17 protein-coding genes are annotated in these 21,430 nt (G+C 71.3%); 6 read left to right on the forward strand and 11 right to left on the reverse strand.

Going from position 1 to position 21,430, the window contains the following annotated elements; genetic code table 11:
* Positions 1-46 precede the first annotated feature (46 nt).
* The 3 genes from CFW40_RS17290 to CFW40_RS17300 form a co-directional block, all read right to left on the reverse strand.
* Positions 47-1,300: a nitrate/nitrite transporter gene (locus CFW40_RS17290; RefSeq protein ID WP_088802178.1), complete on the reverse strand. Its 1,254-nt coding sequence runs from the start codon at positions 1,298-1,300 to the stop codon at positions 47-49.
* A 98-nt stretch (positions 1,301-1,398) separates the two neighbouring features.
* Positions 1,399-2,082: a GntR family transcriptional regulator gene (locus CFW40_RS17295; protein WP_088802179.1), complete on the reverse strand. Its 684-nt coding sequence runs from the start codon at positions 2,080-2,082 to the stop codon at positions 1,399-1,401.
* A 212-nt stretch (positions 2,083-2,294) separates the two neighbouring features.
* Positions 2,295-3,167, reverse strand: a complete 873-nt coding sequence (locus CFW40_RS17300; protein WP_088798748.1) for a GNAT family N-acetyltransferase — start codon at positions 3,165-3,167, stop codon at positions 2,295-2,297.
* 208 nt (positions 3,168-3,375) lie between these two features.
* On the opposite strand from CFW40_RS17300, the gene CFW40_RS37115 reads away from it, so the two are divergent.
* Positions 3,376-3,552, forward strand: a complete 177-nt coding sequence (locus CFW40_RS37115; RefSeq protein ID WP_176956477.1) for a hypothetical protein — start codon at positions 3,376-3,378, stop codon at positions 3,550-3,552.
* 197 nt (positions 3,553-3,749) lie between these two features.
* On the opposite strand, the gene CFW40_RS17305 is transcribed toward CFW40_RS37115, so the two are convergent.
* Genes CFW40_RS17305 through pdhA form a run of 3 tightly spaced genes read right to left on the reverse strand, consistent with a single transcriptional unit; the run spans position 3,750 to position 7,482 of the window.
* Positions 3,750-5,255 (reverse strand): dihydrolipoamide acetyltransferase family protein, encoded by a 1,506-nt coding sequence (locus CFW40_RS17305; protein ID WP_088798749.1) that lies wholly within the window; start codon positions 5,253-5,255, stop codon positions 3,750-3,752.
* A 23-nt stretch (positions 5,256-5,278) separates the two neighbouring features.
* Complete coding sequence (locus CFW40_RS17310; RefSeq protein ID WP_088798750.1) at positions 5,279-6,262, reverse strand: alpha-ketoacid dehydrogenase subunit beta; 984 nt, start codon at positions 6,260-6,262, stop codon at positions 5,279-5,281.
* Between the two features lie 2 nt (positions 6,263-6,264).
* Positions 6,265-7,482, reverse strand: coding sequence for a pyruvate dehydrogenase (acetyl-transferring) E1 component subunit alpha (gene pdhA / locus CFW40_RS17315; protein WP_088798751.1), 1,218 nt, complete (start codon positions 7,480-7,482; stop codon positions 6,265-6,267).
* A gap of 327 nt (positions 7,483-7,809) precedes the next feature.
* Here pdhA and CFW40_RS17320 point away from each other — a divergent pair, with 327 nt between their 5' ends.
* The 3 genes from CFW40_RS17320 (at position 7,810) to CFW40_RS17330 (ending at position 10,094) form a co-directional block, all read left to right on the forward strand.
* A complete protein-coding gene (locus tag CFW40_RS17320) occupies positions 7,810-8,469 on the forward strand; it encodes a response regulator transcription factor (RefSeq protein WP_088798752.1) in 660 nt (219 codons plus the stop codon).
* A gap of 112 nt (positions 8,470-8,581) precedes the next feature.
* Positions 8,582-8,998 carry a pyridoxamine 5'-phosphate oxidase family protein gene (locus CFW40_RS17325; protein WP_088798753.1) on the forward strand — a complete coding sequence of 139 codons (417 nt, stop codon included), beginning with the start codon at positions 8,582-8,584 and terminating at the stop codon, positions 8,996-8,998.
* Between the two features lie 52 nt (positions 8,999-9,050).
* A complete protein-coding gene (locus tag CFW40_RS17330; protein WP_088798754.1) occupies positions 9,051-10,094 on the forward strand; it encodes a phosphotransferase in 1,044 nt (347 codons plus the stop codon).
* 18 nt (positions 10,095-10,112) lie between these two features.
* On the opposite strand, the gene CFW40_RS17335 is transcribed toward CFW40_RS17330, so the two are convergent.
* Entirely contained in the window at positions 10,113-11,729 is a 1,617-nt protein-coding gene (locus CFW40_RS17335) for a protein kinase (RefSeq protein WP_088798755.1), read from the reverse strand.
* Between the two features lie 313 nt (positions 11,730-12,042).
* Between CFW40_RS17335 and CFW40_RS17340 the strand changes: the two genes are divergently transcribed.
* Positions 12,043-13,746, forward strand: coding sequence for a protein kinase (locus CFW40_RS17340; protein ID WP_088798756.1), 1,704 nt, complete (start codon positions 12,043-12,045; stop codon positions 13,744-13,746).
* A 219-nt stretch (positions 13,747-13,965) separates the two neighbouring features.
* Here the strand turns inward: CFW40_RS17340 and CFW40_RS17345 are convergent, their stop codons facing one another.
* Together CFW40_RS17345 and CFW40_RS17355 are read right to left on the reverse strand one after the other, a co-directional pair.
* On the reverse strand, positions 13,966-14,523 hold the full coding sequence (locus CFW40_RS17345; RefSeq protein ID WP_176956475.1) for a bacterial proteasome activator family protein: 558 nt from the start codon (positions 14,521-14,523) through the stop codon (positions 13,966-13,968).
* Positions 14,524-15,807: 1,284 nt separating this feature from the next.
* On the reverse strand, positions 15,808-16,785 hold the full coding sequence (locus CFW40_RS17355) for an NAD(P)H-quinone oxidoreductase (RefSeq protein WP_088798759.1): 978 nt from the start codon (positions 16,783-16,785) through the stop codon (positions 15,808-15,810).
* 525 nt (positions 16,786-17,310) lie between these two features.
* Between CFW40_RS17355 and CFW40_RS17360 the strand changes: the two genes are divergently transcribed.
* Positions 17,311-18,420: a TrkA family potassium uptake protein gene (locus CFW40_RS17360; protein ID WP_088798760.1), complete on the forward strand. Its 1,110-nt coding sequence runs from the start codon at positions 17,311-17,313 to the stop codon at positions 18,418-18,420.
* Positions 18,421-18,492: 72 nt separating this feature from the next.
* On the opposite strand, the gene CFW40_RS17365 is transcribed toward CFW40_RS17360, so the two are convergent.
* Complete coding sequence (locus tag CFW40_RS17365; protein ID WP_088798761.1) at positions 18,493-20,334, reverse strand: molybdopterin molybdotransferase MoeA; 1,842 nt, start codon at positions 20,332-20,334, stop codon at positions 18,493-18,495.
* Positions 20,331-21,308, reverse strand: a complete 978-nt coding sequence (locus CFW40_RS17370) for a DUF6457 domain-containing protein (protein WP_088798762.1) — start codon at positions 21,306-21,308, stop codon at positions 20,331-20,333. Before CFW40_RS17370 ends, CFW40_RS17365 begins: the two co-directional genes overlap by 4 nt.
* Positions 21,309-21,430 lie beyond the last annotated feature (122 nt).

Consider the following 21,430-nt stretch of genomic DNA (forward strand, 5'->3'; position numbering starts at 1 on the left):
GTTTCACGTGAAACGGACCGGCCGCCGACCGACCGGCCTGCAGGCCTCATGCGGGCACGTGGACCGCTTCCACCCGGCTGACCACCAGCCGTTCGCGCTCGCGCCGTGCCGCGCGCCGCCGCAGCCGCAGGATCTGGGAGACCCCGGTCGCTTCCAGGACGAAGATCGAGGCAAAGGCGATCCGGTAGTTGTCGCCGGTCGCGTCCAGCAGGACGCCGATGGCGAGCAGCGTCGTCATCGAGGCCGTGAAGCCGCCCATGTTGACGATGCCCGAGGCGGTGCCCTGACGCTCCGGGGGGTTGGCGGGCCGCGCGAAGTCGAAGCCGATCATCGAGGCGGGGCCACAGGCGCCCATCACCGCACAGAGCACGATCAGCAGCCCCATCGGCGCATGGTCGGCCGGCCAGCACAGGACCGTCGCCCACATCAGAGCCGTGGCGCCGGCGGTGCCCAGTGCCAGTGGCATGCGGGCGGCGTGATGGCGGGCGATGACCTGGCCGTAGATCAGGCCCACCGCCATGTTGGAGAGCACCACGAGGGTGAGCAGTTCACCGGCGGTGCCACGCGACAGGCCCTGCGCCTCGACGAGGAACGGCAGCCCCCAGAGCAGCAGGAACACCATGGCGGGGAACTGGGTGGTGAAGTGCACCCACATGCCCAGCCGGGTGCCGGGCTCCCGCCAGGCGTCCATGATCTGCCGGCGCACGAACCCCGTGCCGGTGTGCTCGGCGGATGCGGGCGGCGGCTCGAAGCCCTTGGGGTGGTCCGAGAGGAAGAGCAGCAGCACGATCAGCACGACGATGCCGCCGACGGCGCTGGAGGCGAAGGTCGGGGTCCAGCCGAAGCTGTGCAGGAACCGGGCGAGGATGAGGGTGGAGATCAGATTGCCCGCCATCCCCACGAGCGCGGCGATCTGGGCGATCATCGGGCCGCGGCGGGCCGGGAACCACCGCGAGCCCAGCCGCAGCACGCTGATGAAGGTCATCGCGTCCCCGCAGCCGAGCAGCGCACGGGAGCCGAGCGCCATGGCGTACGACGAGGAGAGCGCAAAGCCGAACTGGCCGACGGTGTAGAGCACCACGCCGAGGGTCAGTACCTTCTTGGCACCGAGCCGGTCGACCATCAGACCCACGGGAATCTGCATCCCCGCGTACACCAGTAGCTGAAGGATGGAGAACGTCGACAGCGCCGAGGCGTTGATGTGGAAGCGCTCGGCGGCGTCCAGGCCCGCCACGCCGAGGCTGGTGCGGTAGGTGATCGCGACGAAGTAGACCGCGACGCCGATGCCCCAGACGGCCATGGCCTTACGGCCGCCGGGCGGGTCGGCGGGCAGCAGCCGGGCGGAGCAGCCGCGTATACCGGAGTTGCCGGGGCTGCCGGAGCTTTCGGAACCACCGCTCATCGCACGTCCCCCTGCGCGAGGTGACGGACCCAGCTGACGTGCCGCTGCACGGCATCGGTCGCGGCGTCCGCATCCCCTGCGCGCAGGGCCTCGAGGATCTCCGCATGCTCGGTGATGTTCTTGGCGATCCGGTCGGGGTGGGCATGCATCACGGCTACGCCCATCCGCAACTGGCGGTCGCGCAGCTGCTCGTAGAGCCGGTCCAGGATCTGATTGCCGGCGCTACGCACGATGGCGGCATGGAAGGCGCGGTCGGTGACGGAGACGGCAGCCAGATCACCGGCCGCGGCCTGCTCCCGCATCGTCTCCAGCAGCTCGGTCAGCTCGCCGGCCAGCGTCTCGCTCACGGGCACCGCCTTGGCCGCGGCGTGCTTCTCCACCAGCAGCCGGGTCTCGACGACATCGGCGATCTCCTGCGCGGAGACCGGCAGCACCAGCGCGCCCTTCTTCGGGTAGAGCTTGATCAGCCCCTCGACCTCCAGCCGCAGCAGCGCCTCCCGCACCGGCGTCCGTGACACCCCCACCGCGTCGGCCAGCTCCCCCTCGGTGAGCAGCATCCCGCCCTCGTAGCGGCGATCCAGGACGGCGTCCTTGATGTGTGCATAGACCCGCTCGGCGGCGGGCGGCTGCTTGGCGGCGGACTCTCTGGCAGGAGCGGTGGGCGTGGAGGCAGAGGGCATGCACACAGGATAGATACAACAGGTATGCGTCCGGTACTTCATTCCGCGATGCGGACAGGAGCGGGGTGGGGGGAGGTGGCGTGGGGGGTGAGGCGGGGCCAGGGGTCCTGGTGGGACGCTGGGAGTCGCGGCTGCCGCGGAGGGACGGCCGGGCGGCGGGCCCCCGGCCCCGGCCACCCCGGCCCGACCGCCGCCCCCCGGCCGCCGCGCCCTCAGCCCGGCATCCGCCCCTGGGCGATCAGCCGGTTCACCACCTGCGAATGGGCGGGGGCACAGCGCTCACGCGCCTCCTGGCGGTCGAACCAGGCGAACTCGGCAATCTCCCGGCCGGGGACCGGTGTGATGTCCTGGGGCCCGCCGGTGAAGCAGGTCATCCGCAGCCGGCGCCCGTTCTTGCCGTGGGCCACGTCATGGATGACAAACGCCTCCGAAAGGTCCTCCACCGGCACCAGCAGGCCGAGCTCTTCGCTGAGCTCACGCGACAAGGCCTCCCGCGCCGTCTCCCCGGGCTCGTACTTGCCACCGGGGAGATAGAACGTGTCATTCCCCCGCGTCCGTACGCTCAGCAGCCGCCCGTCGCGCACATGCAGCCAGCCCACCGACTTCAGCGGCGCGGCCCGCTCCAGGGCGATCACCGGATGGCCGGTCTCCTCGTCCGTCCGCCGCCCCCGCTCCGTGAAGCCCAGACGCGCGAAGAAGCGCCGGGCCGTGCCGTTCCCCTCGAAGACCTCCAGGGTCAGCGCACCGTGCAGCGACGCCGCATGCTCCACCAACTCCCGCCCGATACCGGCCCCTTGGGCCTCCGGCGCCACAACGAGCCCCCCGACACCGGCCCCGGGACCGTCCCCGCTTCCGTCCCCGTCCCCGCCGGGCAGCATTCCGAGCAGCCCGACGACGCTGCCCTCACGCTCAGCTACCCAGTTCTCCGTCCGGACGAGGTCCACCTCACGGAGGATCCGGGCCTGTTCGCCCCGGTCCTCCCCGTCGAGAAAGGGATGCGCCTTCTGCACGGCCCGGGACCACAGATCGGTGACCACGTCCTGGTCGGATGCCCGGTAGCGCCGGATGATCATTTCGCTGCTCATTCCGCCGACCGTAGGCAGCCCGGCCGACGGCCGCAAACCCTTTCCCGCAACGGGCCCGCCGTCTGCCGAAAGAGGTACCGGAGAGCGATGCCGGGTCCGCCTCAAGTCTGACAAGAGTCCATACCTGCCGCGTACGGTCCGGCACGGATTCCGTGGGTGAATAGAGGCAGGGAGTCGGGGAGGCTCCCACACCCAAGGGGAGTTGACCATGCAGCCCAGGACGAACGCCGGCCGCCGTACGCGGAACACCGTCGTGCTGGCATTGATCGTCGCCGGCCTGTGGGCGAGCTTCGCGCTGACCCGCGGCGCCACCCACCCGGATGAGTCGGCCCCGGTCGGACCGGTGGCTCACTTCAGCCGTGCCGTGGAACTCATCCGCGGCTGACCGGCATGGGTGCGCTGCGGCGCCCGCCGAGGATGTCTTTCTGATTCGGCCTGCCGGTAGCCGGCGTACGCGCTGCCGTACGGCCGGAGCGGAGGCGCGGGGCGGGCGAGCAGCTGCTCGTCCACGGGGCCGGGGCGGTCCCGAGACGGAGTTTCACGTGAAACACCGCTCCGAACCGCCCGGTCCCGCATCCCGGCTCATCCCCAGGTGATCAGGCGCTTGGGCCGTTCCAGCACGGCCGCGACATCCGCGAGCAGCTTGGAGCCCAACTCGCCGTCGATGAGCCGGTGATCGAAGGACAGCGCGAGGGTGGTGACCTGGCGCGCCTTCACCTTGCCCTTGTGGACCCACGGCTGGAGCTTGACCGCTCCGAAGGCGAGGATCGCCGACTCCCCCGGGTTGAGGATCGGCGTCCCGGTGTCGACGCCGAAGACGCCGACGTTGGTGATGGTGACCGTACCGCCGGTCATCGCCGCCGGGGACGTCTTGCCCTCGCGGGCGGTGGCGACCAGATCGCCCAGTTCCGCGGCGAGTTGGGGGAGTGTTTTGACCCCGGCGTCCTTGATGTTCGGGACGATCAGACCGCGCGGGGTGGCCGCCGCGATCCCGAGGTTCACGTAGTCCTTGTAGACGATCTCCTGACGCGCCTCGTCCCAGGCGGCGTTGACCTCCGGATGACGCTTGATGGCGACGAGGAAGGCCCTGGCGACGAGCAGCAGGGGGTTGACCCGCAGCCCCGCCATGTCCGGGTCCTGCTTGAGCTCCTGGACCAGCTTCATCGTGCGGGTCACATCGACGGTGATGAACTCCGTGACATGCGGCGCGGTGAAGGCGCTGGTGACCATGGCCTGCGCGGTGGCCTTGCGTACGCCCTTGACCGGCACCCGCCGCTCGCGGGCGGCGGCATCGACGAGACCGGGCTCGGCCGGGGCGGCTGCCGGGGCGCCGGGAACCTCGGTCGTGGACGGCGCCGCTGCCGGGGTGGCGGCCGCATGGACGTCCTCGCGGGTGATGACACCGTCCGGGCCGGTCGGGACGACCGCCGCCAGGTCGATACCGAGGTCCTTGGCGAGCTTGCGCACCGGCGGCTTGGCCAGCGGCCGGCCGGCGTGCCCCGCACCCGCGCCGTTGGCGGCCGGAGTCACGGGAGCGGCGGCCGGGGAGACGGCGGGAGCAGCCGGAGCGGCCACCGGGGCGGCGGCCGGTGCGGAGGATGCGGCCCGTCCGTTCAGCTCCGCCTGGAGCGCGGCGCGCGCGGGCTCCGGCTGGGCCGGCACCCCTGCCTGGGGCTTGCGCGCCCGGCGCTTGGTCGAGGACGGCGCGGCACCGTAGCCGACCAGCACCGCCTGCCGGCCCTGAGGCTCGGCCTCCTCCTCGGTGGACGCGGCGGCCTGCGGCGCCTGCTGCGCAGCCGGTGCCGCGACCGGCCCGGCGCCGGGGTCGGTGTCCACGGAGATGATGGCGGTGCCGACGTCGACGGTGACGCCCTCGCCGAAGTTCAGCTCATGCACCACTCCGTCGTAGGGAATGGGCAGTTCCACGGCGGCCTTGGCGGTCTCGACCTCACAGACGACCTGGCCGTCGGTGACGGTGTCACCCGGCTGGACGTACCACTTGAGGATTTCGGCCTCGGTGAGGCCCTCGCCCACGTCGGGCATCTTGAACTCGCGGAAGCGCTGGGCTCGGGCGGTACTTGCAGTCATGGTTACGAACTCTCCTCAAACCCTCAGTACGCCAACGCACGGTCGACGGCGTCGAGCACCCGGTCCAGTCCCGGAAGGTACTCGTCCTCCAGACGGGAGGGCGGATACGGGGAATGGAACCCGCCGACCCGCAGGACGGGGGCCTCCAGGTGGTAGAAACACCGCTCGGTGATCCGGGCGGCGATCTCCGCACCCGCACCGAAGAAGACCGGGGCCTCGTGGACCACGACCAGCCGCCCCGTCTTCTGCACCGACGACTGCACGGTGTCGAAGTCGATCGGGGAGAGCGAGCGCAGGTCGACGATCTCGATCGACTTGCCCTCCTCGGCCGCGACATTGGCGACGTCCTGGCAGACCTTCACCATCGGGCCGTAGGCGGCCAGCGTGAGGTCGGAACCGGTCCGGGTGACCCGGGCCTTGTGCAGGGGGTCGGGGATCGACTCGGTGTCCAGGCGCGACTTGTCGTGGTAGCGGCGCTTGGGTTCGAAGTAGATGACCGGGTCGTCACCCGCGATGGCCTGCTGGAGCATCCAGTAGGCGTCGGAGGAGTTCGAGGGAGAGACGATCTTGAGCCCCGCGACGTGCGCGAACAGCGCCTCGGGGGACTCGGAGTGGTGCTCGACCGCGCCGATGCCACCCGCGTACGGGATGCGGATGACGACCGGCACCTTGACCTTGCCCAGCGCGCGGGCGTGCATCTTCGCGAGCTGGGTGACGATCTGGTCGTAGGCGGGGAAGACGAAGCCGTCGAACTGGATCTCGACGACCGGGCGGTAGCCGCGCAGCGCCATGCCGATCGCGGTGCCGACGATGCCGGACTCGGCGAGCGGGGTGTCGATCACCCGCTCCTCGCCGAAGTCCTTCTGCAGACCGTCGGTGACCCGGAAGACGCCGCCGAGCTTGCCGACGTCCTCGCCCATGACGAGGACCTTGGGGTCCGCCTCCATGGAGGCACGCAGCGATTCGTTGATCGCCTTGGCAATGGTGATCTTCTCGAAGACGGCCATGGTCAGTTCTCCTCCGCGGCGGCATCGGCATCGACGAACGACGCCTGGTACGCGGCGAACTGCGCGCGCTCCTCATCGACGAGCGCATGCCCGTCGGCATAGACATTCTCGAAGATCGCCATGGTGTCCGGGTCGGGCATGGCACGCACGGCATCGCGGACCCGCTTGCCCAGGGCCTCGCTCTCCTCGTCGATCGAGGCGAGGTACGCCTCGTCGACCAGGCCCTCGGCCTCCAGATACATCCGCAGCCGCAGGATCGGGTCCTTGGCCTCCCAGGCCGCCCGCTCCTCGTCCTCCCGGTACTTCGTCGGGTCGTCGGAGGTGGTGTGCGCACCCATGCGGTAGGTGAAGGCCTCGACGAGCATCGGGCCCTGGCCGGTACGCGCGCGCTCCAGCGCCACCTTGGTCACCGCGAGACAGGCCAGCACGTCATTGCCGTCGACCCGTACGCCGGGGAATCCGTAACCGCGGGCGCGCTGGTAGAGCGGCACTCGGGTCTGCTTCTCGGTGGGCTCGGAAATCGCCCATTGGTTGTTCTGGCAGAAGAACACGACCGGGGCGTTGTAGACCGCGGAGAAGGTGAAGGATTCCGCGACATCTCCCTGGCTGGAGGCACCGTCACCGAAATACGCGATGACCGCGGAATCCGTGCCGTCCTTCTGCACACCCATCGCATAGCCGGTCGCATGCAGCGTCTGCGAACCGATGACAATGGTGTACAGGTGGAAGTTGTTGCTGTTGGGGTCCCAGCCGCCGTGATTGACACCGCGGAACATGCCCAGCAGATTCGTCGGGTCGACGCCCCGGCACCACGCCACACCGTGCTCGCGGTAGGTCGGGAAGACATAGTCGTCGTCGCGCAGCGCCCGGCCGGAGCCGATCTGGGCGGCCTCCTGACCCAGCAGCGAGGCCCACAGACCCAGTTCGCCCTGGCGCTGGAGGGTGGTCGCCTCGGCGTCGAACTTCCGCGTGAGCACCATGTCGCGGTAGAGCCCGCGCAGCTCGTCGGCGGAGAGATCGATCGAGTAATCCGGGTGCTCGACCCGCTTCCCTTCGGGGGTCAGCAGCTGTACGAGCTGGTCCTGCTCCGCCTGCTCGGGCCGACCGGAGTTCCGGTTCTTGGCCGGGGACGCCTTCTTCGCCGACGTCGCCTTTTTGGCGGTGGTGCGCTTGCTGCTGCCGCGGGCGTTTTTCCGCTGCGCAGTGCCTTCCACGGTCACGTGCTGCTCCTCCGTCTGTCCGGCCCCCGGGGTCCGCCGGTGGCCGTATTGCGGCTCACCCGGTATCCGATACGGCGCACGGGGTGTGTGCGAACGCGGCCGGCTCCGGGTGGAACAAAGCTCCCGGAAGGTGGCCTGCTCATTGCACGTTACCCATTGTCAAAGCCGAAGTGGAAACGGCGCTGACCTGCGATTTTGCTTGGATTTCCAAGTAAACCGCGGAGGCTTGGAACAACTCCTGGTCACAGCGTTGCAGGCCGCCGGGACAACGGCACGTTATATCGCTGACCTGGAGCACGGGAAGGGTTGATGTGTGAGACTGGTGAGGTGCGCGAAGACGGAAAAATCACGGTATTCCTGCTCGACGACCACGAAGTGGTCCGGCGTGGCGTTCACGAAATGCTGTCGGTCGAGGACGACATCGAGGTGGTCGGCGAAGCGGGTACCGCCGCAGATGCCCTGGTCAGGATCCCGGCGACGCGTCCGGACGTGGCGGTGCTCGACGTCCGGCTGCCGGACGGGAGCGGTGTCGAGGTCTGCCGTGAGATCCGTTCGCAGGACGAGGACATCAAATGCCTGATGCTCACCTCGTTCGCGGATGACGAGGCCCTTTTCGATGCGATTCTGGCCGGTGCGGCCGGTTATGTCCTCAAGGCCATCCGGGGCAATGAACTGCTCTCCGCGGTGCGCGAGGTGGCGGCCGGTAAGTCCCTCCTCGACCCCGTGGCCACCGCCCGCGTGCTGGAGCGGCTGCGCGACGGCAATACCGCGAAGGGCGACGACCGGCTGGCGAACCTCACCGACCAGGAACGCAGGATTCTCGACCTGATCGGCGAGGGGCTGACCAATCGCGCCATCGGTGAACGACTCCATCTCGCCGAGAAAACGATCAAGAATTACGTCTCCAGCCTGCTGTCCAAGCTCGGCATGGAGCGCCGCTCGCAGGCCGCCGCGTACGTCGCACGACGGCAGGCGGAGCGCCACTGAAACAGCCGGGCGCCGCCCTGCCCGGCTCATGGCGATTCAGGACCATCGACCCGGTCCGCCGAGGGCTGCCGGCCCCTACGTGCCGACCGGAACCGCCCGGCAAGGTGGTGACATGCCCACCGACAATTACCGTGCCATCGACCTGCTGAGCCGCACGCCCTACGGGCGCGTCTCGGCCAGTCGGCGGGCGCTGCCCTTCACCACCGTCACCCGTCACCTCGTCCTCGACGGACGGCTGGTCCTGCGGCTGCACCGCGGCTACGACTACCACCAGGCCCTGGACGGCAGCGTGGTCGCCTACGAGGCCGACAACGTCAACAGCGGCGAGCCCGACACATGGTCGGTGCAGTTCACCGGCACCGCCCGGGTCATCGAGCCCACCCCCGCGGTGCGCGCGCTCTTCGGCCGCACTCCGCTGCTCGCCGACGGCGTCCCCTTCGACCCGGTCTTCCTGCGCATCGAGCCGGAGTTCGTGACCATGCACTGCCTCACCGATGTACCCGTCTTCCGCTATGCGCACTCTGCGTAAGGCTTTCCGGCACACCCACCCCGACGCGCGCAGTTGATCTAACATCTGGCGCGTGCTGCGCTCATCTGTAGTCCGGACGGCGGCAACGCCCGACAAAGCCACCCTCGGATCCCTGCTCCGCCACTACGCCGGCGCCGGTGCGCCGCTGTCGTGCGAACCCGTCGCCGAGGGCCTGCTCAACCACGGCTACTTCCTCGCCACCACCCGCGGCCGCTACTTCCTCAAACACCACCTCGACGGCGACCGCGCGGCCCTCACCCGCCAGCACCGCGCCACCCGCCGGCTCGCCGCGCTCGGCCTGCCGGTCGTCCCGCCCGTCGCGGACGACGACGGCCACACCGTCACCGTCCTCGACGGCCGCTGCTACGCCCTGCACCCCTGGGTCGAAGGCGGGCACCTGGGCGGCGCCGCACTGACCCGCGGCCAGTCCTGGCAGCTCGGCGCCCTGCTCGGGCTCGTCCACACCACGCTGGAGCAGGTCATGGCCGACGAGCCGCATCCGCCCCGGCTGCCCTGCGCGGACGCCGGCGCCGACCCCGAGCGGACCTTCGAGACGATCGAGGAGCTGCTGGCCCTGGCCCGCGGCGCCCGGCCGCGCACCAGCTTCGACGAACTCGCCGAACACCGCCTGCTGGAGCGCCGGGCCCTGCTGGCGCAGCTGGCGCACCACCGTCCGGCCCCCGGCGCGGAGCCGCCGGCCGGCTGGGTGCACGGGGACTTCCATCCGCTGAATGTGCTCTACCGCGACGCGGAGCCGACTGCGATCGTCGACTGGGACCGGCTGGGCGTCCACCCCCGGGCCGAGGAGGCGGTGCGCGCCGCCGCGATCTTCTTCGTCCGCCCGTGCGGCACGCTGGACCTGGCGAAGGTGGCGGCGTACGCGGGCGCCTACCGCAGGACCTGCCATGCCGGCGCCGATGAGCTCGCGGCGGCCGTCCACCGGGTGTGGTGGGAGCGGCTGAACGACTTCTGGATGCTGACCTGGCGTTACCAGCTGGGCGACCGCCGCACCGACCCTCAGTTCCCGGCAGCGGCCGCACTGGCCGTGTGGTGGACCCGCGAGTACCGGGCCGTACGGAACGCCTTCACCGGCTGAGCCGGGCAGGGCGACGGTTCAGCCGCCCGCACCGAGCGTGGTGCCGGGGCCGCCGTCCGCGCCGCTGCCGCTGGTGGCGCCGCCGTCCGTACCGGCGCTCGCCCCGCCGTCGGCGGTGCCGCCGTCCGCGGCGCCCCCGTCAGCGGTGCCGTCCGTGGGGCCGCCGTCGGACGTCCCTCCGGTGTCGCTGGGCGGCGCGGACGTCGGCGGCTCCGATGTCGGCGGCTGTGACGTGGGCGGCTGTGAGGTCTCCGGCGTGCTGGGCTGCTCGGGCGGCGGCTCGCTGTATGTGCTGTCGTCCTCACCCGTGTTGCCGGGGTCGCTCTCCGGGACGCTCGGCTCCTCCGAAGGCTGCTCGCTCGCCTTGTCGTCCTTCGTCGGCTTCGGCGACTGCGACGTGGGGGTGTCGTGCTTCTTGCCCTGACCACCGGTGTTCTGCATCGCGAAGGCCACACCCATGGCGATGGCGATCACCGCGAGCGCAGCGATCAGCCAGACCTTGCCGCGGCCGCCCTTGGCCGGCCGGGGCCCGCCGTCGAAGCCGCCGTCGTCGGCCCGCATACCGGGCGTGAGGATCGGCTGCGCCGTGGTCTGCCCGGCGTCGGGGTGCGGCAGCGCGGTGGTGGCCGCAGCCCCCAGGGACGAGGTGTGACCGCCCTCGTGCACCGCGACCGGGCCGGTGCTCCAGGTGCCGGTGTGACCGCCCTGCTCGTGCAGCATCTGCAGCGAGTACTGGACCAGGCCGCGCATCTCCTCGGCGGACTGGAAGCGGTCGTCGGGGTCCTTCGCCAGCGACCGCATGACCAGGCCGTCCAGCTCCGGGGGCACCGCGTCGGCGACCTCGGAGGGCGCCACCGGCATGTCCTGAACGTGCTGGTAGACGACCGACAGCGGCGTCTCGCCGGTGAACGGCGGCCGCAGGGTGAGGAGTTCGTAGAGCAGGCAGCCGGTGGCGTACAGGTCGGAACGGGTGTCGACGGTCTTGCCGAGCGCCTGCTCCGGGGAGAGGTACTGAGGGGTGCCCATGACCATGCCGGTCTGGGTCATGGTGGACGCGGCGCCGTGCAGGGCACGGGCGATACCGAAGTCCATGACCTTGACGGCGCCGGTGTTCGTGATGATCACGTTCGCGGGCTTGATGTCACGGTGCACGATGCCGTGCTGGTGGCTGTAGGCCAGTGCCTCCAGCACACCGGAGACGATGATCAGCGCCTGGTCCGCCGGCGGGGCGTCGGCGTTGAGCAGCAGATCGCGGATGGTGTGGCCCTCGACCAGCTCCATCACGATGTACGGCACGGTGTTGCCGCCGACCAGGTCCTCGCCGGAGTCGTAGACCGCCACCACCGCGTGGTGGTTCAGCCCGGCCACGGACTGTGCCTCACGCGTGAAGCGGGCCTTGGAGACCGGGTCCTCGGCGAGGTCGGCGCGCAGCAGCTTCACGGCGACGGTCCGGCCGAGACGTACGTCCTCGGCCGCGAACACCTCCGCCATTCCGCCGCGGCCGAGCCGTCGCGTGAGCCGGTAGCGGCCATCGCCGACCAGCCCGCCGTTGCCCCACATCTCCGGTGCGTCGGGGATATTGGAGCCGGTGGCGTCAGGATCGGACGGGCCCTGGGGGCTCTGCGTCGGTGCCATCGGTCCTCGCCGTCGAATCAATCCGCATGAGAGCGGTAAGGTCATCGGTCTTCGCTAGAGCACGCTACAGGCTCCGCGGCACTCGCCGGTCCGTCGCGGACCGGCCATCAAACCTGCCGCGCGTCACTTGCCGCAAGCTCACCTGGGGTAATGAGGCACGGAACCGTCTTCTGACCGCGACGGGATCTTGCACATCTGGTCACGGAACGGGCACACAGCTTGACGTGTCCGAGGCCTGGGGCAGACTTGGCTGCGGAATTCCAGATTTTGATCGCTATACATGTGCGTATAGCGCCTAGGGGGAAGCGGAACGATGAGCCAGGACGGCGCTCAGGGCCAATTCGAGGGCCGTTCGGTCGGCGGAGGACGTTACCAGCTTCGGGATCTTCTGGGCGCCGGTGGCATGGCCTCCGTGCACCTCGCTTACGACAGCGTGCTGGACCGCGAGGTCGCGATCAAGACGCTGCACACCGAACTCGGCCGCGAGCAGGCCTTCCGTGAGCGCTTCCGGCGTGAGGCCCAGTCCGTGGCGAAACTCACGCACACCAATATCGTCTCGGTCTACGACTCGGGCGAGGACGAGCTCGACGGCGGCATGGTGCCGTACATCGTCATGGAGTACGTCGCGGGCCAGCCGCTGCGCTCCGATCTGGACAACGACATCGCCCAGCATGGCGCGATGCCGACGGAAAAGGCCCTGAAGATCACGGCCGATGTGCTGGCCGCGCTCGAGGTCAGCCATGAAATGAGCCTGGTCCACCGGGACATCAAGCCCGGCAACGTCATGCTGAACAAGCGTGGCGTGGTCAAGGTCATGGACTTCGGCATCGCCCGCGCCATGCAGTCCGGCGTGACGTCCATGACCCAGACCGGCATGGTCGTCGGCACTCCGCAGTACCTGTCGCCCGAGCAGGCCCTCGGCCGGGCCGTGGACGCCCGCTCCGACCTCTACTCCGTCGGCATCATGCTCTTCGAGCTGCTGACCGGTCAGCTGCCGTTCGACGCGGACTCCCCGCTCGCCATCGCCTACGCCCACGTCCAGGAAGAGCCCCCGGTCCCGTCGAGCATCAACAGCTCGCTGCCGCCGGCCGTGGACGCGCTGGTGGCCCGCGCGCTGAAGAAGAATCCCAACGAGCGGTTCCCCACCTCCGAGGCGATGCGGGACGAGTGCCTGCGGATCGTCGGCTCCGGGCAGTCCGGTGCCACGCCACTGATCATCGGCGAGGGCCCGCGGGCGCGCACCAGTGGCGCTTCGGTCTCCTCCGCGGTGTTCCCCACCGCCTCCGGCAACCCGCAGACCCCGGCGCCGCCGAGCGTGCAGCAGCCGTACCAGCCGACGCAGGCGGCCGGGTTCGGCCCGTCGACGCCGGCGCCGCCGAACAACACCTACCCGACGCCCCCGCCGCCGAACAGCGGCTACCCGACGCCCGCGCCGGGGCCCGTTCCGGGGCCGGCACCCTTCAACTCGGGTGGCTTCCAGCCGCCGCCGTACAGCCCGCCGCCCGTGACGGCCTCGATGCCGCCGGCCGGTGGCCCCGCCCGGCGCAAGAACAACACCGCGGTGGTCGTCATCTCGGCGATAGTCGGCGTGATCGTGGTCACCGCGATCGCGATCGGCATCGGACTGAGCGCCGGCTCCAGCGAGGACAACGGCGGTGGCGTCAGCCCGTCCTCGGCCTACTCCGACGACACCGACATCGAGACGGCCTCGCCGGCCCAGAACGTCAAGCCGGAGGACAAGTCGGCGACGATCCTGATGTCCGAGTGCACCAACCCGAGCAAGAGCTTCAGCGAGAAGGGCAAGATCCTCGTCCCCTCGTTCCGCTTCAAGAACCTGGGCTCGGTGACGAAGTGCATCGAGGCCGCAGGCTGGAAGTACAAGATCGTCGCGCACGAGGACAGTGCGCTCTGGGGCAAGAACACCGTCACCAGTCAGACGCCTGCCGCCTTCAGCTACTGGCTCCCCAGCAAGACCGAGCCCATCGAGCTGACCGTCTCGACCGGCCGCAGCGGCTGACGGAGGTCGCCGACGGCGACGGACCGCCAGGGCCGCCCGTGGACAGCAAAGGGGCCGGCACGCGCACAGCGTGCCGGCCCCCTCTGTCTGTTCCGCTGCTGTCTGTTCCGCGCGTGGTGCGCCGGCTCCGGCATGCGGTTCCGGGACAGCGTGGGAGGTACGGGCCCGAGTGAGCCCGAGTGAGGAGAAGTACGGGCCGGGTGAGAAGTACGGACCGGGTTAGAGGTACGGGCCCGAGCGGGCGCCGCCCGGGCCGGGCTTGGCCTCTTCGCCGTCCATCGGAACGGCTCCGGGCGGCAGCGCGCGGCGCATCGACTCCAGCTGGGCACGGGCGGCCATCTGCTGGGCGAACAGTGCGGTCTGAATGCCGTGGAAAAGGCCCTCCAGCCAGCCCACCAGCTGAGCCTGGGCGATCCGCAGCTCCGCATCCGTCGGCACCGATTCATCGGTGAACGGCAGCGACAGCCGCTCCAGCTCCTCGACCAGCTCGGGCGCCAGCCCGTCCTCCAGCTCCTTGACCGAGCTGGCATGGATCTCCTTGAGCCGGACCCGGCTCGCCTCGTCCAGAGGCGCGGACTTCACCTCCTCGAGCAACTGCTTGATCATGCTGCCGATGCGCATGACCTTCGCAGGCTGTTCAACCATGTCCGTCACGGGGGTCTCACGGGGCTCGTCGCCCTCGCCCCCGCCACCGGAGCTGCCGAGTGCCATGCCGTCCGGGCCGACCACCAGGACGTGCGGATTTTCCTGCGACCGTTCATTCATCGGCATATCCATGCCGCCATTCTCTCGTACGAGGGGTCATGAAGGGTGGTGCCCCTGAGAGAAGGTGATCCACCCTTCCGGGCGGGCTCGGCTGCCGCGGTTTCACGTGAAACAACGGATTCCCACCGTTTCACGTGAAACCGCCGACAACGCCACGGACAAGACAGCCCACAGGACCGCCAGCAGGTCCGCCGACAAAGCGGCCGGCATCAGCTCCGGCGCAGCCGAAGGGCGAAGAAAGCCAGCCCCAGGCCCGTGAGAGCGAGGCCGGCGCCCAGCGGAAGGACTCGCTCGACCGGTGCGTCCGGGGATTCCATGGCGTAAGGACTCGCCGTTGCGGCCGCTTCGCCGTCCGCGCTTTCCCGTACCGAGCGCGCCCCCTCCGGGGCGGAAGGGGTCGGAAGCGGCGGCAACGCCTCGTAGGGACGCCGGGTGAACCGGTCGGCGACATCGAAGCGATGCGAGGACGACAGCCGTGCCGGGGTGCTCTTTGCCGCATGGGATGCGGACGCCGCGGGCCTGGGGTGCTTCGGCGCCGGGGGGCGCGGAGCGGGGCGGCGGTGCGCACGGTCGGCATCCGGAGCGTTCGCCCCGGCGGTCGGCCCGTGATGACCCGCCCCCGGGAAGCCCGCGCCGTCGTCAGGTCCCGGGAAGGGGTACGACGGACCGTCCGGCCCGACGAATGCAGGGCTGAACGGGTGATGCGGGCGGTGGTGCCACCGTCCGGGCAGGTGAGGACCACCGAAGTGGCGGTGCGACGGCCGGTGCGGGAAGCGCGGAAAGGCATCCGGCATCCCGGGGAAGCGAGGCGACAGCTCCGGGAGGCGCGCCGGCGCCCCGGGACGGCCGGGGTGACCATGGTGGCCCCGGCCCGCTCCGTCATCGCGGCCACCGAACGGACGACGGTCGGCCGCAAAGTCGTCGGGCCCGTACTCGTCGAACCCGTACTCATCGGGTCCGGTCTCGTCCTGCGCATAGTCGTCGGGCTGATCGCCCGGGCGGGCGAGGTGCGGGGGGCGGTCGACCGGTGTGCCCCGCCGGTCCGCGGCCGCAGCCGAGGTAGCTCCTATCGGAACGGGCAGGACGACGGCGGCCACCAACAGACCGGTGGCAATGCGCGAACGGAAACCTGGAGCGACCACAGTGCCCCTCCCGTGCCGAGCCGTCGGGTGACCTCATCAGAGTCACATGTGATGAGATTCACGGCATCTCGGACATATCAGGCGGGTTACCCGACGGGACGCGGGCGGGGCGGGCCCGGGCGGCGCGGGTGACGGGAGGGGTGGCCGGGCCGGCTCAGAGGGTCAGCACGACCTTGCCGACATGCGCACTGTCCTCCACGATGCGGTGCGCCTCGGCGGCCTCGGGCATCGGGAGCGTACGGTCCACGATCGGCCGCACCTGTCCGTTGCCGATCAGCGGCCAGACATGCTCCCGGACGGCGGCGACGATGGCCGCCTTCTCGTTCAGCGGGCGGGCCCGCAGCCCGGCGCCGGTGATCGCAGCGCGCTTCGCCATCAGGGCGGCGAGATTCAGCTCCGCCTTCACCCCGCCCTGCAGCCCGATGACCGCCAACCGCCCGCTGACCGCCAGCGCCTTGATGTTCCGCTGCAGATACTTCGCACCGATGATGTCGAGGATGACGTCCGCGCCCCTGCCATCGGTGGCCTTGCGGATCTCCTGGACGAAGTCCTGCTCGCGGTAGTCGATGAGGATGTCCGCGCCCAACTCGGCGCAGCGGGCCAGCTTCTCGGGGCCGCCGGCGGTGACCGCGACCCGCGCACCGACCGCCTTGGCGAGCTGGATCGCCATGGTTCCGATGCCGCTGGCACCACCGTGGACCAGCAGCGTCTCGCCGGGCCGCAGGTGCGCGATCATGAAGACGTTCGACCAGACCGTGCAGGTCACCTCGGGCAGCGCGGCGGCCGAGACCAGATCCAGGCCGTTCGGCACGGGCAGGACCTGCCCGCCAGGGACGGCGACCTTCTCCGCGTATCCGCCGCCCGCCAGCAGCGCGCACACCTCGTCGCCGACGGCCCAGCCGTGCACGCCGGGACCGAGCCCGATGATCCGCCCCGCGCACTCCAGCCCCGGATACGGGGAGGACCCCGGCGGCGGGTCGTAGAAGCCCTGGCGCTGGAGCAGGTCGGCACGGTTCACGGCACTGGCCACGACCTCGATCAGGACCTCGCCCTCGGCGGGCTGCGGATCGGGCACCTCCGCCCAGACAAGTGCTTCGGGTCCACCGGGCTCCGGGATAGTGATCGCTCGCATGGCGCGAGGCTACTCGTCGTCCGCGCACAGGGCGACGGTGCGGGGGTCCACAACTACCGCCGGGTCGGCCACCGGCCCCCGGATGACGTGCGGTTATTCCTCCGTCCGGCGCACGGGGGCAGCCGCGGGCCGAGGCAGCGGGCGGCTCGGGCGCGGTGCCGGGCAGGGTCCGGGGCGGGGGTGCCGGGTGGGTCCGGCGGGGCGGTGCCGGGCTACGGCGAGCGGCCCTTGGGCCACGGCCGGGTGCCGGGCCACGGCTGTCTGCTCTCCGGTACGACTTGCCACTCCACCGGGTGAGCGCCCCGGCATCACCCCACGACCGCCCCGCCACCGGCGATATCAACGCTCCGTGATCACCACCACAGCTCACCCCAGCTCGCACCTCGGCCGGTGCGGCGGCATCCTGCCGCCGCACGCCGGCTCCCGCCGCGGCCGGGCACGCGGGGTGCCCGAATCAAGGAGCATGGGAGGTATGTCTCCTTCACAGACCGTCTCAGCCCCGGCCGCTTTGGGAGCACCGGCCGGATGAGCGGCGAGCAGCAACCGCGCCGCGGGACGGGCAGTTCCTCCACCCTCCGCTCCCTGTGGTCCCGCACCCGGACCGAGGCCAAGGACGACACCGAGGCCGGCCGCTCCATCGTCCTGCCCGCCCAAGGCATGGTGCCGCCCCTCCAACAGGTCCTGCGGCGGCTGGTGATGGCGCTCGGCGTGCTGGCCCTCACGACGCTGCTCGTGTGGTTCGACCGCGCCGGATACCGCGACAGCGCCCACCACGAGGTCGATTTCCTCGGCGCGGCCTACTACGCGACGGTCACCCTCTCGACCACCGGTTACGGCGACATCACGCCGGTCAGCGATGGCGCACGGCTGACCAACATCCTGGTCATCACGCCGCTCCGCGTGCTGTTCCTGATCATCTTGGTCGGCACCACGCTCGAAGTCCTCACCGCGCGCACCCGGCACCAGGTACGCATTCACCGTTGGAGGTCCCGCATGCGAGATCACGTCGTCGTCATCGGGTACGGGACGAAGGGCCGCCACACCATCGAGACGCTGCTCGGTCAGGGCGTCCCGAAAGAGCAGATCGTCGTTGTCGACCCGCAGAAGACCGTCGTGGACGCCGCCAGCAGTGACGGCTTCGTGGGCGTGCACGGAGACGCGACCCGCTCCGACACGCTGACCAGAGCCGAGTTGCAGCGTGCCGCGCGCGTGGTCGTGGCCACCCAGCGCGACGACACCGCGGCCCTGGTGACGCTGACGGCACGGCAGCTCAATACGCACGCCTCGATCGTGGTGGCGGTCCGGGAGGACGAAAACGTACCGCTGCTGAAGCAGAGCGGCGCCGACATGGTCATCACGAGTTCCAGCGCGGCGGGGCGGCTGCTCGGTATGTCCATGGCCAGCCCGTACGTCGGCACGGTCCTGGAGGATCTGCTGACCTACGGGAGCGGGCTGGATCTCGACGAGCGACCGGTGACGAAGAGCGAGGCGGGCCGCTCGCCCCGGGAGCTCGGTGATCTGGTGGTGGCGGTCGTACGGGGGCACCGGGTGCTGAGCTACAGCGATCCGCAGGCAGCGACACTCGAACTCACCGACCGCGTGATCACCATCCGGCAGGCGGTGCCGAGCAGCTGACGCATGCGCGGCACCGGTGCGCGGTCGAGGGCACGCGGCCGGGGATGTGCGTGGCAGAGGGTGCGCCCGGCCCTACCCGGCCCCCGGAGCGGTCCAGCCCGTCGATGAGCCCAGGGACCAGCCCGCGGACGCCCCGGCCGACCAGGGAAGTTCCAGGAGTTCGAGCTCGGTGCCGCGCTCCGCGCCACCGGGCGGGACGACGGCCAGCGCATCGGCGGCGGCGATTCCGCGCAGCATGGCAGGGCCGTGGAAGCGCAGCGGCGCCGCCATCAGGCCGTGCCGTTCGTCCTCGCGGTAGGCCACCGGGACGAGCCGGGTGTCCCGCGGATGCCCGTGGACCGGGCCGGCCAGCGGCGTACGGTACGGCGCGGCAGGAGGGCGGGCGGCGAGCGTACGGAGCAGCGGTTCGGCGAGCGTGACCAGGCCGGAGACGGCGGCGAGGGGGTTGCCGGGCAGGCCGACGAGATGCCGGTGCGGGGCCAGGCGGGCGAGCAGCATGGGGTGCCCGGGGCGTACCGCGACCCCGTCGACCAGCACCTCGGCGCCCAGCCGGCGCAGAGTGGGGTGCACATGGTCGAGGGGGCCCGCCGCGGTGCCGCCCGTGGTGATCACCACGTCGGCGGTGGACTCCGCAACGGCGGCGTACAGGATGCCGGCGTCATCGGCGAGATGGCGCGGCGCGGCCGCTTCGACGCCCAGGGCATGCAGCCACGGCGCGAGCATCGGGCCGAGCGCGTCCCGGATCCGGCCTTCCTGCGGCAGGCCGTGGCCCAGCAACTCATCGCCCAGCACGAGGACTTCGGCGCGTGGCCGGCGGTACGCGGTCAGCTCGTCGTAACCGGCCGCGGCGGCCAGGCCGAGCACGGCAGGGGTCACCAGGGCGCCGACGGGCAGCAGTTGGTCGCCGCGACGGCACTCCTGACCCCGCGGGCGGATGTCCTGACCGGGCGGCGCGGGCTGCGGCGCATACAGCCGCCGCCCGCCGTCACTCAGCTCACGGACCTCGCCGTGCTCGCTGCGCAGCACGGCGGTGGCACCGGACGGCACGCGCGCACCGGTGGCGATCGGGATCGCATGCCCGTCGTGGAGCGCCCGGTCAGGGGCGTGGCCTGCGAGGATGCCGGGAGGGGGGCCGGCCTCGGATGCGCCGGCGGGGTGGTCGAGACGCCATGGGCCGGGGCCGGACACCGCCCAGCCGTCCATCGCCGAGGTGTCGAACGACGGCAGATCGGTGAGCGCGGTGAGGGGAGCGGCGAGCGTACGGCCGAGCGCGTCGCCGAGCGCCGAGGTCACGGGCTCGGGGGGACCGGTCACGGCGCGCTCGGCGATGTCCCGGGCGGTGTGCCACGGGACGGCGACCGGGGCGGGACGGGAGCCGTGGCCGGGGGGAGGCGGGGGGTCCGCAGGGTCTTCGGGGGCTTCGGGGGCTTCGGGGCCTTGGGGGCCTTGGGGGCCTTGGGGGCCTTGGGGGCCGACGGGGGCGGAGGGGCGGGAAGGCCCGGAGGGGCGAGAGGCGCCGTTGCCGAGTGCGCGTGAGGGCCCGGAGGAGCGTGCGGAGGCGCCGGTCCCGGCGGCCATGGGGTCATCGAGGGAGAAGGGGTCGTCCGGTGTGTAGGGAATGTCGTTGCTGCCCCCGCCGGCGGCGGAGTTGGCCGCCGCGGCCTCGCGGGTGGCATACGGCACCCTGCCGGTCGTAGGCCGCCCGGCCCCGCTGTCCTCGGCCCCGGGCCGTACGCGCAGCGGCGCCGTGGCATTGGCCAGTGCAAGCGCCTCCTCGAACGGGTCGACGCGCCCCTCGTCCGCCGCCGCGCTCCCTGCGCTGCCCACCGTGCCGCCGGGCTGCCCGCCGCAATCCCAGCCGAAATCGCCCTCGAAATCCCCGTCGAATTCCTTGCCGAAGCCCCTGTCGGTCATTCTGCGGGCTTCGTTTCGGCACCCGGGCCGCCGCCGGTCTCCGCCGGACCGGCGGACTCCTCGGCCTCCGCCGCCCAGCGGTTGGCCAGTGCGGTGGCCCGTTCGGTCAGCTCCTTGACGTCCCGGCCCTGCCGGCCCGCCGCGTAACCGATCAGGAAAGTCGTCAGGGGTGCGGCCGGCCGGGCCACACCGTGCGCCGCGTCCCGCGCGAGGTCGAGAAGCGCCGCCGTGTCGACATCGAGCTCGATGCCCAGTTCGGCCTTGACTGCGGTGATCCATTCATCCAACACGTTTCCATGCTCCCTGATACGGGCGCGTGCCGCGCTGAGGTCTTCCCAGGTGTCGCAGTCGAAGGAGGCCGTGGCCGTGACGTCCGGGACCCGTCCGAGCCGCAGCCCGTTCACCAGGGCGCGCAGCGGCAGTCCGGCCAGAGTGCCGTGCCCGGCCCGCACCCGCGCCAGCTCACGGCGCAGCGACGCGGCCCGGTACGCGGCCACCAGCGGCTGGTCCCGTCCCGAGGCGTCCTGGAGCATCGCGCCGTCACCACCGGGAGGGGCACCGCTGTCCTCCGGCCCTACGGCATTGCTGCCCGGCTCTACGACGCTGCCGCCCGCTCCGGCGTCACCGGGCGTTCCCGTCGCCGCTGCCAACAGGCCCTGCACGGTCGCGGTGGTCAGGAACGGGAGATCGGCGGAGAGGACGAGCACCGTCGGGGCGGTGGTGTGCCGCAGACCGGCGGCCAGCGCGGCGAGCGGACCGCCGCCCGGCGGGTCCTCCAGGGCGCGGACGACCGCGCGGGTGGTCGGGCGGTGCGGGCCGACCACGACGGTGATCGCGGCATCGGGGCAGGCGGCGAGCACCCGGTCCAGGAGGGGGCGAGCGCCGACGGACAGGGCGGGCTTGTCCGCCCCGCCGAGCCGTCGGGCCGCGCCGCCGGCCAGCACGATGGTGTCGTAGGCGGTGGGGGCGTTCACCCCTTGAGTATCGCCGGGGGTGAGCGGATCACACCGGTGCCGGCGCTGCGGCAGCTGTCAGCTCCGCCACAGCGGAGGCGACAGCAGCCGCCCCAGGTCACCCACCACACCGGGGTCGCTCA

Source organism: Streptomyces sp. 2114.4 (assembly GCF_900187385.1).
Taxonomy (GTDB): domain Bacteria; phylum Actinomycetota; class Actinomycetes; order Streptomycetales; family Streptomycetaceae; genus Streptomyces; species Streptomyces mooreae.

Bases quoted from the DNA above. Each gene is read 5' to 3' on its own strand.
- CFW40_RS17295 (WP_088802179.1), bottom strand. From the start codon at position 2,082: ATGCCCTCTGCCTCCACGCCCACCGCTCCTGCCAGAGAGTCCGCCGCC.
- CFW40_RS17335 (WP_088798755.1), bottom strand. From the start codon at position 11,729: ATGGCACCGACGCAGAGCCCCCAGGGCCCGTCCGATCCTGACGCCACC.
- CFW40_RS37115 (WP_176956477.1), top strand. From the start codon at position 3,376: ATGCAGCCCAGGACGAACGCCGGCCGCCGTACGCGGAACACCGTCGTG.
- CFW40_RS17365 (WP_088798761.1), bottom strand. From the start codon at position 20,334: ATGACCGACAGGGGCTTCGGCAAGGAATTCGACGGGGATTTCGAGGGC.
- CFW40_RS17310 (WP_088798750.1), bottom strand. From the start codon at position 6,262: ATGGCCGTCTTCGAGAAGATCACCATTGCCAAGGCGATCAACGAATCG.
- CFW40_RS17290 (WP_088802178.1), bottom strand. From the start codon at position 1,300: ATGGCCGTCTGGGGCATCGGCGTCGCGGTCTACTTCGTCGCGATCACC.
- CFW40_RS17340 (WP_088798756.1), top strand. From the start codon at position 12,043: ATGAGCCAGGACGGCGCTCAGGGCCAATTCGAGGGCCGTTCGGTCGGC.
- CFW40_RS17355 (WP_088798759.1), bottom strand. From the start codon at position 16,785: ATGCGAGCGATCACTATCCCGGAGCCCGGTGGACCCGAAGCACTTGTC.
- CFW40_RS17300 (WP_088798748.1), bottom strand. From the start codon at position 3,167: ATGAGCAGCGAAATGATCATCCGGCGCTACCGGGCATCCGACCAGGAC.
- CFW40_RS17345 (WP_176956475.1), bottom strand. From the start codon at position 14,523: ATGGATATGCCGATGAATGAACGGTCGCAGGAAAATCCGCACGTCCTG.
- CFW40_RS17360 (WP_088798760.1), top strand. From the start codon at position 17,311: ATGAGCGGCGAGCAGCAACCGCGCCGCGGGACGGGCAGTTCCTCCACC.
- CFW40_RS17325 (WP_088798753.1), top strand. From the start codon at position 8,582: ATGCCCACCGACAATTACCGTGCCATCGACCTGCTGAGCCGCACGCCC.
- CFW40_RS17305 (WP_088798749.1), bottom strand. From the start codon at position 5,255: ATGACTGCAAGTACCGCCCGAGCCCAGCGCTTCCGCGAGTTCAAGATG.